Source organism: Pantoea sp. B9002, from assembly GCF_013385945.1.
In the GTDB taxonomy this organism is placed as follows: Bacteria; Pseudomonadota; Gammaproteobacteria; order Enterobacterales; family Enterobacteriaceae; genus Pantoea.
Map to the genome: position 1 here is coordinate 25909 of NZ_JACAPA010000046.1, position 12216 is coordinate 38124.

Below are 12216 nucleotides of genomic sequence, written 5' to 3' on the forward strand. Positions count from 1 at the left end.
ATTAGTTACTACATGGATTAAAGGTTAGGGATTAACGATGCCAATTATCGGTAAGATGATTTTGAACGGCGCAGATTTCGTGCCGTTGAATCTGTATGGCGTGGGCGTCTTCATGGCGTTTTCCGGGAAAGGTGCCTACAGAAATATTACTGCATGTATGGCCGTCCCAAACGTTGGACCTATCCCACCGGGTAAATACTGGATCGTTGAGCGTGGGAGGGGTGGCCTGCTTTCATGAGCTAAGGCAAAGTCACAGGATTTATATAACCGCGTTTTTAACGGTGCTGAATTTGATCGCGACGAATGGTTTGCTTTATATCGTGACGATCTGAGCATTGATGATGAAACGTGGATTAATGACGTCAAACGCGGATTATTTCGCCTCCATCCCGGCCGCGTATCTGAAGGATGTATAACTCTCCACCTTAATTCAGACTATGCGCTAATTCGTAATGCCCTTCTGAGAACAGCGCCGATCCCGGTTCCTTGCATGAAAAATTTAATGGCGCGCGGATACATTGAGGTGGTTGCCGGTGGTTATTCAAACACTTGCCCGTAGAGCGGCCAAAGTCGCTTTTTTTCTCACGCTGATGCTCGTTGTCGCCCGTACTCTTGGCCCGCCAGAGTTATGGTTTAACGAACAATTAGCCTTGAAAATCGGCCAAATGATCTACGGGAATGAAGAGATTGGAGCGGATCGTTTTTACGACATCTATTTCTACATGTCCGTATGCACAGTGATTCCCATCACGGTTGTTATTTACATTTTAACAATGAAGTTAATCAAAAAAATAAGGAGCAAATAAATGCCAATTCCTCCGTATATGTGGCTTAAAGACGATGGTGGCGCGGATATTAGAGGTTCTGTCGATGTTCACGAACGTGAAGGCAGCATTGAAATTATCGGCCTGAGCCACGGTATTAACCTGCCGGTAGACACCGCTAACGGCAAAATAACCGGCACGCGCCAGCATTCATCAATGATGATCGAGAAAGAGGTGGATAGCTCAACGCCTTATCTCTATAAAGCAGCGGCCACCGGCCAGACGCTGAAAAGCGCCGAAATTCGTTTCTACAACATCAGCGATGCGGGCCAAGAGGTGTGCTATTACACCGTGCTGATGGAAAACGTGAAAGTCACCGGCGTTAACTGCGGCGTGGCCAACACAAAACTGTCGGGCAATGACAAGCTGAACCACACGGAAAGCGTCAGCCTGCAGTATGAAAAAATCACCTGGCGTATTGTGGATGGTAATATCCAGTACAGGGACGCATGGAACGAACGTCTTTCTGCGTAATCCGTTAGTAATTAACTTTCACTCAGCAAATAAAGGTTTTCCAATGAACTTCGAAGAAGTTTATGCCTTGCCACAGTCTGAACGTGACAAAATGATCGCAAGCGCTGATGTTTTTAGCATCGACTTAAACGTTCACACCGATAAGATTGTGCGTGGCCGCCTGGATGACATCAACGTAGGGAAAATTACTGTCATTGAATCGTCCCTTCAGCTGTTACCGAATGAGCCGGGTGTTGAATACATCGTTATGAAGCTAAAAAATCCAGCTTAAACGTGAAAAAAAAAAGCCTCAGAAACGGGGCTAATGCCAGTCAGTTAAGCCTGACTGGCATTTTTTCTTTTGGCTGTCGGGTACTTCCAGGGCCTCTCTTTCTCCACTCTCGGGAATGACCTCTCCCGTCGCCCCGCAGTTTGACTATCTGGTTTTTTGCTGCGCAGCGTCAGCCGGTTATTCTGCAGCCCCTGCTTGATTTCCCGACACCAGCATTAACCCGCCTGACGAATCCGCGCAATCAGCGCATCGACATCAGCAACATGATCGGCAGCCAGAATCAGCGTGCGTCCCAACGTGATACAGCTGCGAATGCACTCGGTGCGCATGGTCTCATCTTCAATCTGTTTGAAATCCGCAACGTGAGACATTCCCACCGTGCGGCGGATCAACTCGGTACCGCAATAACCCAAGGTATCGCGCCACACTTTGCGCAGGAAGGATTCGGCGTAACCGGGATAAGCCAGCGCCACATCGCGGGTTTTCTCTTTCGCCAATTCCAGGAAGCGGCTGGCGAACTGATTACAAACTTCCTGCACGTCGCTCAGACGACGTTCACGCCCTTCAGCCGCCTCACGCGGTGCCAGCAAGCCCGGCAGGCAGCAGTAGTTAATCAGCAAGTTGCCAATCGCGCTGCCGACATCAAAACCTATCGGCCCAAAGTAGCCGAACTCCGCATCAATCACTTTCAGGCTGCCATCGGCGACAAAGATGGAACCGCTGTGCACATCGCCATGCAGCAATGCTTCCGCATCGGCGAAAAAGCGATGCTTGAGACCGGCTACGGCGATTTTTAGCGCATCGTCGCTGCGCAGGCTGACCACCAGCGATTCCAGCGCCGCAGGATATTTGTTGCGTTCATGGTCAATAAACGGATCGTTAAAGAATAAGTCTTCGGTGATTTCGCACATTTCCGGATTAATGAAACGCGCCACTTCGGCTTTTTTCTTATGCGGATGCAGGAAGAAATCGGAGGTATGGAACAGCGTCTGCGCCAGATATTCGCCAACCTGACGACCGGCCTGCGGATAATATGCGCCCTTCACCAGCTCGCTGCGCCAGATACGATGGCTGGAGAGATCTTCCATCACCATCACCGCCAATTCGGCGTCGTAATGGGTGACATTAACGGTGTGCTGCGGGCAATGTTTGTAGTGCTCAATCAACGTCTGCGCTTCGAGACGCGCGCGATCCAGCGTGAGCGGCCAGGATTCACCGACACAACGCACATAAGGCAGCGCCTGTTTTACCACCACACGGCTGCGGCCTTGATTATCGAAAATTTTAAACACCAGGTTGAGATTGCCATCCCCGATCTCCTCGGCGCTCACCAGCGCTGACGGATCGTCCACGCCGCCAAATTGTTTAGCATATTCCACAGCATCGGCAGCATTGAACGTACGGTATTGCGACATTGCCTGTTCCTCGATTATCGATAGTAATAAGCCGTTCAGACGTCTATACATCCGTTACGCATGTTGGCACAATAGCCAGCATTAACGCAACAGGGATTTCACATCATGCAAACACTTCGTACCACCAGCCTTGAGGTCCGCGATAATCAACTGTGGATCCTTGACCAGCAGGCGCTGCCACAACAACAAAACTGGCTGCCTGCGCACAGCGTCGCGCAGTTGGTCGAACACATTCACGCTTTGCGCGTGCGCGGTGCGCCGCTGATTGGCCTCTCAGCCAGTTTGCTGCTGGCGCTGCTGGGTGAACAAGGCGCCGCGCGCACGGAATTAGCGGCGGCGCTGGAGGTGCTGCGTGCTGCGCGTCCAACGGCCGTGAACCTGATGAATAACCTCGATCGCATGAAAACTGCACTGGCCGAAGGTGATTTCGTCACAGCGCTGAGCCGCGAAGCGCTGCGTTTGGTGGCCGAAGATAAGCAACTGTGTGACAACATCGCCCGCGCCGGCAGCACGCTGGTAAAACCGGGCAGCCAACTGCTGACGCACTGCAATACCGGCGGGCTGGCGACCGCGGGCGTCGGCACGGCGCTCGGCGTTATCGCTTATGCCCACCAGCAAGGTTTGGTGAAAAATGTTTGGGTGGATGAGACGCGACCGCTGCTGCAAGGTGGCCGTTTAACCGCGTGGGAGCTGGGTGAGCTGAACATTCCTTATCAGCTGATTACCGACTCTATGGCCGCCAGTTTAATGGCGCGCGGCGTGGTCGATGCCATTTGGGTCGGCGCGGATCGTATTGCGGCGAACGGTGATGTCGCGAACAAGATTGGCACCTATAGCCTGGCCGTGCTGGCGCACTATCACGGCATTCCGTTCTACGTCGCCGCACCGCACACCACGCTGGATCGTCAATGTCCAAACGGCGACGCCATCCCCATCGAGCAGCGCGCCGCCAGCGAAGTGACCGGCGTTGCAGGCAGTTTTGGTAGCGTACAGTGGGCACCAGAGAGTGCGGCTGTCTATAACCCGGCTTTTGATGTGACGCCCGCGGCGTTGATTAGCGGCTGGGTGCTGGATACTGGCGTGGTGACGCCCGAGCAGGTTCAGGAGGGGATGTTTCAGCCGTAGGGTTGGGTGCGGGTGATAAAAAGGTCGTCATAAATGACGACCCTACAATCATGCTAAGCGCGGATACGCATCAGCAATCTTATCGCCGGTGAAATTCGCCACCCAACCTTCCTGATTATCGAAAATACGGATCGCGGTAAAGTGCGGCTCAGAACCCATATCAAACCAGTGCGCCGTGCCAGCCGGCACCGAGATCAGATCATTCTTCTCACACAAAATCTGATACACCTCGCCATCCAGATGCAGACAAAACAACCCTGAACCTTCGACGAAGAAACGCACTTCATCTTCGCTATGCGTATGTTCATTGAGGAACTTGGTGCGCAACACCTCTTTCTGCGGATTATCCGCACGCATGCTCAGCACATCCCAGCTCTGATAGCCCTTCTCAGCCACCAGACGATCAATTGCATGTTGATAGGCGTTGATCACCGTCTCTGCATCAGGATCCGCACCCAGATCGCGATCGGCTTCCCAGCGTTCAAAGCGCACGTTTTTCGCGTTGAGACGCTCGCGAATCGCCTCGGCATCGGTGCTGTGCCACACCGGTTGCTGGGCTTCGGTATCGGTAAAAATGGTCAATGCACTCATGTTAAATCGACTCCGGTTTAATCTGGGAAAAATCGTTGACCTGGTGATGGCGACTGGCGTTATCCGCCTCGCCACGAATTAACTGCACGGTATGCCAGCCCGCATCCGCTGCCGCATCCAGCTCCTGATAAATATCCGACAGGAACAGCAATGACGGAGGCGCAAGGCCGATTTTTTCGGCGATATTGCGATACGATTGCGCTTCACGTTTCGCGCCGACGCCGGTATCAAAATAGCCGCTGAACAGCGAGGTTAAATCACCTTCATCGCTGTAGCCAAATAACAGTTTTTGCGCGGCGACCGATCCCGAGGAATAAACATACAGGCCAATCCCCTGCTGCTGCCAGCGCTCAAAAGCCGGCAGCACGTCGGGATAAAGATGGCCGGTGAACTGGCCTTCAACGTAGCCGGCGCGCCAAATCATGCCCTGCAAGGCTTTGAGGCCCGGCGACTTGCGATCCTCATCGATATAATTCGTGAGTGTAGTAATCAGCTCCTCCAGCGAGGCCTGAGGCGCAGCGGACTCTGCACGCACCGCGTTGAGTGCGGCGGCGACGTTTTCATCCGTATGATTTTCCCGCACGTACGCCGCTAAATGCTGACGTGCATAAGGGAATAACACCTGATGCACAAACTGGATATCGCTGGTGGTGCCTTCAATATCGGTAACTATGGCGCGGATCATTTGGCCTCCAGCAGGCGACGTTGCAGTTCACATTCAAACAGGAATTCCAAACCTTCGAGATGGCGACGCGCTTCGTTCACGTCCTTGCCCCAGCAGGTCAAACCGTGGCCGCGCAGCAGAAAACCATATTGCAGCGGCGTATCGGCGGCAAAAGCTTCAATACGCTGCGCCAGCGCCGTAATGTCCTGATCGTTATCGAATAATGGGATGGCGACGGTGTTCAGATGCGTCTGCTGCCCGGCCAGCGTTTTCTGCATCTCATAACCACTGAGCACCAGCGCGTTGCCCTTCTCCACCCGCGACAGCACCGTCGAGTTGACCGTGTGCGTATGCAGCACCGCGCCCGCCTGCGGAAACAGACGATAAATCAAGGTATGCAGGCCGGTTTCCGCTGAGGGCGTGCGGCCCGATGGCACCGCGTTGCTAGCGATCTCAACCTGGATAAAATCATCACGCGTCAGGCTGCCTTTATCTTTGCCGGACGCACTCAGCAGACAATACTCCGCGTCCTGCCGCACCGACATATTACCGCCGGTTGCGGGTGCCCAGCCTTTGCCACCAATCCAGTGGCAGGCAGCCACTAAATGTTCCAGTGGAAGAAAATCCGTCATAGCGATATACAGGCTCCGCAGGTTAGTTTAGACGTCTAAGCGTCTCGATTGCCAAATGTTAACATCCTGTTTATAGTGGCAGCAACACAGGGTTTCTCCGCAACGACATTCGCGCTTAAGGCCACAAAACAATGACGCAGCACAACCTGATCCCCGAGAGCAAATTACCGGCGCTCGGCACCACCATCTTTACGCAAATGAGCGCGTTAGCGCAGCAGCACAACGCCATCAACCTTTCGCAAGGCTTCCCCGATTTTGACGGTCCGCGCTATTTGCAGGAGCGCCTGGCGCATCACGTGAGCCAGGGCGCCAACCAATATGCACCGATGATTGGCGTACTGCCACTGCGTGAGGCGATTGTTGAGAAAACCGCTGCGCTTTACGGCCACACGCCTGACGTTAACAGCGACATCACCATTACCACAGGCGCGACCGAAGCGCTCTACGCTGCGATTACCGCGCTGGTGCGTCCTGGTGACGAGGTGATCTGCTTTGACCCAAGCTACGACAGCTATGCGCCTGCGGTACAGCTGGCGGGCGGCGTGTTGAAACGCATCGCCCTGCAGCCGCCGGGTTTCCGCGTTGACTGGCGCGAATTCCGCAGCCTGCTGAGCAGCAAAACCCGCTTAGTGATTCTGAACACGCCGCACAATCCGTCCGCCACCGTGTGGCGCAAAAGCGATTATGCCGAGCTGTGGCAGGCGATTGCTGAGCAGGAAATCTATGTGCTGAGCGACGAAGTGTATGAGCACATCTGTTTCACTGAAGAGGGCCACGCCAGCGTGTTAGCGCATGCTGAACTGCGTCAGCGCGCCATCGCGGTGTCGTCCTTTGGTAAAACCTTCCACATGACCGGCTGGAAAGTGGGTTACTGCATTGCACCGGCGGCGATCAGCGCTGAAATCCGCAAAGTGCATCAATATCTAACCTTCTCGGTGAATACGCCGGCACAGCTGGCGATTGCCGATATGCTGCGTCAGGAGCCTGAGCACTATCGCGAACTGCCGGAATTCTACCGCGCACGCCGCGATCGCTTTATCCAGGCGCTCTCCGCCAGCCGTTTCAAGGTGCTGCCGTGTGAAGGCACTTACTTCCTGCTGGTGGATTACAGCGCAATTTCCGATCTGGATGACGTGAGCTTCTGCCAGATGCTGACCAAAGAAGTCGGCGTGGCGGCGATTCCGCTGTCGGTGTTCTGCGCCGAACCTTTCCCACACAAGCTGATTCGCCTGTGCTTTGCCAAACAGGAAGCGACGCTCGACGCCGCTGCGGAGCGCTTATGTCAGCTTTGAAAATTACCGTGCTGCAGGAAACCCTGAGCTGGATGGATGGCGCGGCCAACCTGCGTCATTTCGATGGCGTGCTGAAAGGCATTGAAGGCCGCGACATCATTCTGCTGCCGGAGATGTTCACCACCGGTTTTGCTATGGAAGCCGCCGAAAGTTCGCTGCCGCAGGATGACGTCGTGGCGTGGCTGCACGCGCACGCGAAAACCAGCAATGCGTTAGTCGGCGGCAGCGCGGCAATCCAGACGGAAAAAGGCGCGGTGAACCGCTTCTTGCTGGTCGAGCCAGACGGCACGCTGCATCAGTACGACAAACGTCATCTGTTCCGCATGGCCAATGAACATCAGCACTATGTGGCAGGTGAAACGCGTGAAGTGTTTGAGTGGCGCGGCTGGCGTATTCTGCCGCAAATTTGCTACGACCTGCGCTTCCCGGTGTTTTCGCGCAGCCATAACGATTACGATTTGGCGCTGTATGTCGCCAACTGGCCCGCACCGCGTGCGCTGCACTGGCAGTCGCTGCTATTAGCGCGTGCGATTGAAAATCAGGCTTACGTTGCTGGCTGTAACCGCGTCGGCAGCGATGGCAATCAGCATCAGTACAGTGGAGACAGCCGAATTATTTCGCCGCTGGGCGAGATTCTGGCGAGCGGAGAGCCTTTTGCGCGCGCACGTCTTGATGCGGAGCTATCGCTGGAAGAGCTGCAAGCCTACCGTGAGCGGTTCCCGGCATGGCGCGATGCGGATGGTTATACGCTGAAGTAACCTCTTGGCCGCGTGGACACTGCGCGGCACATTTTCCCCTCTCTTAAAAACCTCTAAAATTTTGTTTCCTTCTTGGAAACGTGGCGTTGTTGCGCTAGAATGTTTCCATGTTGGAACATGTCGAGGGAATGATGCACGTTATCTCAAGGAAAGTGTTCACAGAAGCGACACGGAGTTTTCCAAATGATGCAGCAGCATTGGATGCCACTTATCGAACTTTAAATGGCAACGATTTTGCCGATCCCGATGCGCTCAGAGCCTATTTTCCAAGTCTTGACCGAATGAAATACCGGGCGAAATGGTGGGTGATTAACGTGGGTGGAAATAATCTCAGAGTGATGTTTTTTGCTGATTTTATAGCCCAACGAATCTTCATTAAACACGTTGTAACGCATGCCGAGTATGACAAATGGGTAAAGCATTATCGGGAGAACAAAGAATGATCGCCGAAGCCATCCAGGCCAGCAACAATCTGATTAAAGCCGTCCCGCTGCTGGGCGGAAGTAACGCGAAAGCTGATTATGAGCAGGCGTTAGAACTGGTGGAGTATCTGATTGAACATCAACCTGATCATCCGCTGATTGAAATGCTCACCGATAAAGTGGCGAAATATGAAGATAGTGCGCCGGAGTTTGCCGCGTTTAACGCGCGTATCACTGCATTACCTGGCGGAGTCGCGTTACTGCGGGTATTGATGGATCAACATAATCTCAACCAGTCATCCTTTGTGAATGAAATTGGTCAGCGTTCTTACGTGAACCGAATTTTGAAAGGAGAACGTTCGTTGACAGACAAACACAAAGCCGCGCTGGCTAAACGTTTTAACCTGCCCTTCGAAGCATTTCGCGAAGATTAAAAGAGGAAGCCGCAGCAGAGAAATCCGCTGCGGCTTTTTTAGCTTACAGCTCGAAGCGATCCAGGTTCATCACTTTGGTCCAGGCGGCAACGAAGTCGGTCACGAACTTCTGCTTCGCATCGCTGCTGGCGTAAACCTCGGCCAGCGCGCGCAAGATAGCGTTCGATCCAAATACTAAGTCGGCACGTGTGGCGCTGAACTTCACTTCGCCGCTCAGACGATCGCGACCTTCAAACAACTCTTCGCTCTCATCGGTGGCTTTCCACGCGGTGCGCATGTCGAGCAGATTGACGAAGAAGTCATTGCTCAGTACGCCAACGCGGTCAGTGAATACGCCGTGCTGGCCGCCGTCGAAGTTGGCGCCCAATACACGCAGGCCACCCAGCAGCACCGTCAGCTCTGGCGCGCTCAGCGTCAGCTGTTGTGCTTTATCCAGCAGCAGCGTTTCGGTTGAAGAACCTTTGGCGCTGCGGCGATAGTTACGGAAACCATCGGCCAGCGGCTGCAGGAAGTTGAACGACTCAACGTCGGTTTGATCCTGACGCGCATCCACACGCCCCGGCGTAAACGGCACTTGCGTTGCCACGCCAGCGGCTGAAGCGGCCAGCTCGATACCCACGCTACCTGCCAGCACAATCACATCGGCCAGCGAGGCTTTGCCTGATTCCTGCTGAATCTTCTGCAAGGTTGGCAGCACATCTGAAATCACGCTGGCATTCACCGCCCAATCTCTCTGCGGCGCTAACGCCAGACGCGCACCGTTGGCACCGCCACGTTTGTCGCCACCGCGGAAGGTCGAGGCCGAAGCCCAGGCCACAGAAACCAGCTGGCTAACGCTCAAGCCTGAAGCGGCAATGCGCGCTTTAATCTCGCTGATATCAGCCGGCGTTGGCTGATGAATCGCCTGCGGTAATGGATCCTGCCACAGCAGATCTTCCTTCGGCACTTCCGGACCGATGTAACGCGCTTTTGGCCCCATATCGCGGTGCGTCAGTTTGAACCAGGCGCGGGCAAAGGCTTCGTTGAACGCCTGCGGATCGTTGAGGAAGCGGCGCGAGATCTTGCCGAACTCTTCATCGAAACGCAGCGTCAGATCGGTCACCAGCATGGTCGGTTTACGTTTTTTCTCTGGATCAAACGGATCCGGGATAATCGCTTCGGCATCAACGGCTTCAAACTGGATCGCGCCCGCTGGGCTGTGCGTCTGCACCCATTCGTATTTAAACAGGTTCTCGAAGAAGTAGTTGCTCCACTGCGTTGGGGTTTGCGTCCACACCACTTCCAGACCGGAAGTGATGGCATCTTTACCCACGCCGCTGGCGTAGCTGCTGGTCCAGCCAAGGCCCTGCGCTTCAATAGGTGACTCTTCAGGATCCACGCCCACATGGCTGGCTTCTGCCGCGCCGTGGGTTTTACCCAAAGTATGACCGCCAGCAATCAGCGCCACGATCTCTTCGTCGTTCATGCCCATGTTGCCAAAGGTGGCACGAATCGCCGGCGCGGCGGATTTCGGATCGCCGCTGGCTTCCGGGCCTTCCGGGTTGACATAGATCAGGCCCATTTCGGTGGCGCCCAGCGGGGCATTGGCCAGCGCTTCTGGATGGCGATGCGCCAGCCATTCGGTTTCGTGGCCCCAATCCACATCCATATCCGGTTCCCACACGTCTTCACGACCGGCACCAAAGCCGAAGGTGCGGAAGCCCGCGTTTTCCAGCGAGACGTTGCCCGCCAGAATGTAGAGATCGGCCCAGGAAATTTTCTGACCGTATTTCTGTTTTACCGGCCACAGCAGGCGGCGCGCTTTATCGAGGCTGACGTTATCCGGCCATGAATTCAGTGGCGCAAAACGCTGCTGACCGCGACCTGAACCGCCACGACCATCAATGGTGCGATAAGTACCCGCGCTGTGCCACGCCATGCGAATGAACAGCCCAATATAGCTGCCCCAGTCGGCTGGCCACCAGGATTGCGAATCGGTGAGAAGTGCGCGGATATCGGCTTTTAACGCGGAGTAATCCAGTTTGCTGAATTCGTCGCGGTAGTTGAAGGTGTCACTAAGCGGGTTGGAACGGTTGGAGTGTTGGTTTAACAGATCGACGCGTAACATATTGGGCCACCAGTCGCGGTTGGATGTCCCGCCACCGGCGCCGCGCGCCAGAACACTCTTCTCTTCAGACGCCCCGTGATGAAAGGGGCACTTGCCTGCAGCTGCTGCATTATCGTTATTGTCGTGCGTGCTCATGTTTATCGGCTCCATTGGCTTCACATTGCTTTCTAATATGCGACTAAGATTAACCGTACTTTAGCCAAGAATATATTTGGATGAACCGAAGGTTTTGATAGTTACTGGCTTTCAAGCGCAGCGCGTGAAGTGCCGCACATTATCGCGATTAAGGCATGCACCTTTCGTAGCGGCGCAATTTATTGCGCATTTAATCGCGAAAAAGATGCGCGATAAATCGCGCCGCTACGACAGGTGCGCTTTATCAGCTGCCGCGATAGGTCGACCACGACCACGGCGAGATGAGAAACGGCAGATGATAATGGCTGCCTGTGGCGCCAATCACGAAATCGATCTGCGCGCTCACGTAGAGCGCATCGCGCCCTTCGGCGGCAAAGTAGTCGCCAATTTCCGCTGTTAAACGGTAATGACCTGGCGCCAGCGGTTCAGGCGTCAGATCTTTGATGCGTCCGTCGCTGTCGGTTTTGCCTTCCACCAGCGGCAGCCAACCTTCCGGGCTATTTTGCTCGAGCGAAACCGCCACGCCAATCGCCGGTTTGCCCAGCGCAGTATCGAGAATATGCGTCGTAATGGTGCTCATGTGATGCTCTCCTTTAGCCGCAATAGGGTAATTTCACGCAGCTGCGCCAGCGCTTCACGCTGTTCACTCGCTGCATCGTTGTTAAGCCGACGCTGCAATTCCGCCAGCATCTCTTCGCCGCTGCGCCCTTTGGCGCGAATCAGAAATACCCGGCCAAAGCGCTGCTCATAGGTTTGATTGCCCGCCAGCATCGCCAACTGCAGCGCGCCGTCCGCCTGCTGCATCGCCGACTGCTCACTGCGCGACAGCGTGGCTTCTTTGTCTGCGCCCGCCACGTTGTCGCCAATGCGTGGATGGGCACTCAGCGCCTGCTCAAGATCAGCGGCTTGCCACAACTGCGCCAAACGATCGGCTTCGGCCTGCAAAGCCGCAACGTCGGCAAAAGGTCGCGCTGCCACCAGCGCCTGTTGCCAGGCGGGAATCGCCACGCAGTGCGCAATCGCCGCCTGCGCAGCTTGGGGTGAAAGCTGATTGAAGCTTACCAAATCCATC

15 protein-coding genes and 2 pseudogenes are annotated in these 12216 nt (G+C 54.9%); 9 read left to right on the forward strand and 8 right to left on the reverse strand.

Annotated elements, in window-relative coordinates:
* The first annotated feature begins 37 nt into the window (after positions 1-37).
* From HX773_RS20440 to HX773_RS20455, 4 genes and pseudogenes are all read left to right on the forward strand, one after another.
* Positions 38-559, forward strand: a pseudogene (locus HX773_RS20440) (DUF2778 domain-containing protein).
* Entirely contained in the window at positions 534-806 is a 273-nt protein-coding gene (locus tag HX773_RS20445) for a hypothetical protein (RefSeq protein WP_370463627.1), read from the forward strand. Before HX773_RS20440 ends, HX773_RS20445 begins: the two are co-directional and overlap by 26 nt.
* A complete protein-coding gene (locus HX773_RS20450; RefSeq protein ID WP_176973057.1) occupies positions 807-1298 on the forward strand; it encodes a type VI secretion system tube protein TssD in 492 nt (163 codons plus the stop codon).
* A 43-nt stretch (positions 1299-1341) separates the two neighbouring features.
* Positions 1342-1569, forward strand: a complete 228-nt coding sequence (locus tag HX773_RS20455; RefSeq protein WP_176973058.1) for a hypothetical protein — start codon at positions 1342-1344, stop codon at positions 1567-1569.
* 44 nt (positions 1570-1613) lie between these two features.
* Here the strand turns inward: HX773_RS20455 and HX773_RS26195 are convergent.
* Together HX773_RS26195 and mtnK are read right to left on the reverse strand one after the other, a co-directional pair.
* Positions 1614-1700: pseudogene (locus HX773_RS26195) on the reverse strand (hypothetical protein); the annotation flags it as partial.
* 84 nt (positions 1701-1784) lie between these two features.
* The gene (gene mtnK, locus HX773_RS20460) at positions 1785-2984 is read right to left on the reverse strand and encodes an S-methyl-5-thioribose kinase (RefSeq protein ID WP_176973059.1); all 1200 of its coding nucleotides are present in this window, start codon (positions 2982-2984) and stop codon (positions 1785-1787) included.
* 105 nt (positions 2985-3089) lie between these two features.
* Between mtnK and mtnA the strand changes: the two genes are divergently transcribed.
* A complete protein-coding gene (gene mtnA / locus HX773_RS20465) occupies positions 3090-4109 on the forward strand; it encodes an S-methyl-5-thioribose-1-phosphate isomerase (RefSeq protein ID WP_176973060.1) in 1020 nt (339 codons plus the stop codon).
* Positions 4110-4157: 48 nt separating this feature from the next.
* Here the strand turns inward: mtnA and HX773_RS20470 are convergent, their stop codons facing one another.
* Genes HX773_RS20470 through HX773_RS20480 form a run of 3 tightly spaced genes read right to left on the reverse strand, consistent with a single transcriptional unit; the run spans position 4158 to position 5996 of the window.
* Complete coding sequence (locus tag HX773_RS20470) at positions 4158-4700, reverse strand: acireductone dioxygenase (RefSeq protein WP_176973061.1); 543 nt, start codon at positions 4698-4700, stop codon at positions 4158-4160.
* A 1-nt stretch (position 4701) separates the two neighbouring features.
* Positions 4702-5385, reverse strand: coding sequence for an acireductone synthase (mtnC, locus tag HX773_RS20475; protein ID WP_176973062.1), 684 nt, complete (start codon positions 5383-5385; stop codon positions 4702-4704).
* A complete protein-coding gene (locus HX773_RS20480) occupies positions 5382-5996 on the reverse strand; it encodes a methylthioribulose 1-phosphate dehydratase (protein WP_176973063.1) in 615 nt (204 codons plus the stop codon). Before HX773_RS20480 ends, mtnC begins: the two co-directional genes overlap by 4 nt.
* A gap of 131 nt (positions 5997-6127) precedes the next feature.
* On the opposite strand from HX773_RS20480, the gene HX773_RS20485 reads away from it, so the two are divergent.
* The 4 genes from HX773_RS20485 to HX773_RS20500 all read left to right on the forward strand — a co-directional run bounded on the left by HX773_RS20485 (position 6128) and on the right by HX773_RS20500 (position 8902).
* Positions 6128-7288, forward strand: a complete 1161-nt coding sequence (locus tag HX773_RS20485) for a pyridoxal phosphate-dependent aminotransferase (protein WP_176973064.1) — start codon at positions 6128-6130, stop codon at positions 7286-7288.
* Positions 7276-8046, forward strand: a complete 771-nt coding sequence (locus tag HX773_RS20490) for an amidohydrolase (protein ID WP_176973065.1) — start codon at positions 7276-7278, stop codon at positions 8044-8046. The genes HX773_RS20485 and HX773_RS20490 overlap by 13 nt, the downstream gene beginning before the upstream one ends.
* A 131-nt stretch (positions 8047-8177) precedes the next feature.
* Complete coding sequence (locus tag HX773_RS20495; RefSeq protein WP_176973093.1) at positions 8178-8489, forward strand: type II toxin-antitoxin system HigB family toxin; 312 nt, start codon at positions 8178-8180, stop codon at positions 8487-8489.
* Complete coding sequence (locus HX773_RS20500) at positions 8486-8902, forward strand: type II toxin-antitoxin system HigA family antitoxin (protein ID WP_176973066.1); 417 nt, start codon at positions 8486-8488, stop codon at positions 8900-8902. Before HX773_RS20495 ends, HX773_RS20500 begins: the two co-directional genes overlap by 4 nt.
* 43 nt (positions 8903-8945) lie before the next feature.
* On the opposite strand, the gene katG is transcribed toward HX773_RS20500, so the two are convergent.
* From katG to uraD, 3 genes are all read right to left on the reverse strand, one after another.
* Positions 8946-11144 (reverse strand): catalase/peroxidase HPI, encoded by a 2199-nt coding sequence (gene katG / locus HX773_RS20505; RefSeq protein ID WP_176973067.1) that lies wholly within the window; start codon positions 11142-11144, stop codon positions 8946-8948.
* A gap of 244 nt (positions 11145-11388) precedes the next feature.
* On the reverse strand, positions 11389-11724 hold the full coding sequence (gene uraH, locus HX773_RS20510) for a hydroxyisourate hydrolase (RefSeq protein WP_008105232.1): 336 nt from the start codon (positions 11722-11724) through the stop codon (positions 11389-11391).
* Positions 11721-12215 (reverse strand): 2-oxo-4-hydroxy-4-carboxy-5-ureidoimidazoline decarboxylase, encoded by a 495-nt coding sequence (gene uraD, locus HX773_RS20515; protein ID WP_176973068.1) that lies wholly within the window; start codon positions 12213-12215, stop codon positions 11721-11723. The genes uraH and uraD overlap by 4 nt, the downstream gene beginning before the upstream one ends.
* Between the last annotated feature and the right edge of the window lies 1 nt (position 12216).

Bases quoted from the DNA above. Each gene is read 5' to 3' on its own strand.
- HX773_RS20450 (WP_176973057.1), top strand. From the start codon at position 807: ATGCCAATTCCTCCGTATATGTGGCTTAAAGACGATGGTGGCGCGGAT.
- HX773_RS20455 (WP_176973058.1), top strand. From the start codon at position 1,342: ATGAACTTCGAAGAAGTTTATGCCTTGCCACAGTCTGAACGTGACAAA.
- mtnK (WP_176973059.1), bottom strand. From the start codon at position 2,984: ATGTCGCAATACCGTACGTTCAATGCTGCCGATGCTGTGGAATATGCT.
- mtnA (WP_176973060.1), top strand. From the start codon at position 3,090: ATGCAAACACTTCGTACCACCAGCCTTGAGGTCCGCGATAATCAACTG.
- HX773_RS20470 (WP_176973061.1), bottom strand. From the start codon at position 4,700: ATGAGTGCATTGACCATTTTTACCGATACCGAAGCCCAGCAACCGGTG.
- mtnC (WP_176973062.1), bottom strand. From the start codon at position 5,385: ATGATCCGCGCCATAGTTACCGATATTGAAGGCACCACCAGCGATATC.
- HX773_RS20480 (WP_176973063.1), bottom strand. From the start codon at position 5,996: ATGACGGATTTTCTTCCACTGGAACATTTAGTGGCTGCCTGCCACTGG.
- HX773_RS20485 (WP_176973064.1), top strand. From the start codon at position 6,128: ATGACGCAGCACAACCTGATCCCCGAGAGCAAATTACCGGCGCTCGGC.
- HX773_RS20490 (WP_176973065.1), top strand. From the start codon at position 7,276: ATGTCAGCTTTGAAAATTACCGTGCTGCAGGAAACCCTGAGCTGGATG.
- HX773_RS20495 (WP_176973093.1), top strand. From the start codon at position 8,178: ATGCACGTTATCTCAAGGAAAGTGTTCACAGAAGCGACACGGAGTTTT.
- HX773_RS20500 (WP_176973066.1), top strand. From the start codon at position 8,486: ATGATCGCCGAAGCCATCCAGGCCAGCAACAATCTGATTAAAGCCGTC.
- katG (WP_176973067.1), bottom strand. From the start codon at position 11,144: ATGAGCACGCACGACAATAACGATAATGCAGCAGCTGCAGGCAAGTGC.
- uraH (WP_008105232.1), bottom strand. From the start codon at position 11,724: ATGAGCACCATTACGACGCATATTCTCGATACTGCGCTGGGCAAACCG.
- uraD (WP_176973068.1), bottom strand. From the start codon at position 12,215: ATGGATTTGGTAAGCTTCAATCAGCTTTCACCCCAAGCTGCGCAGGCG.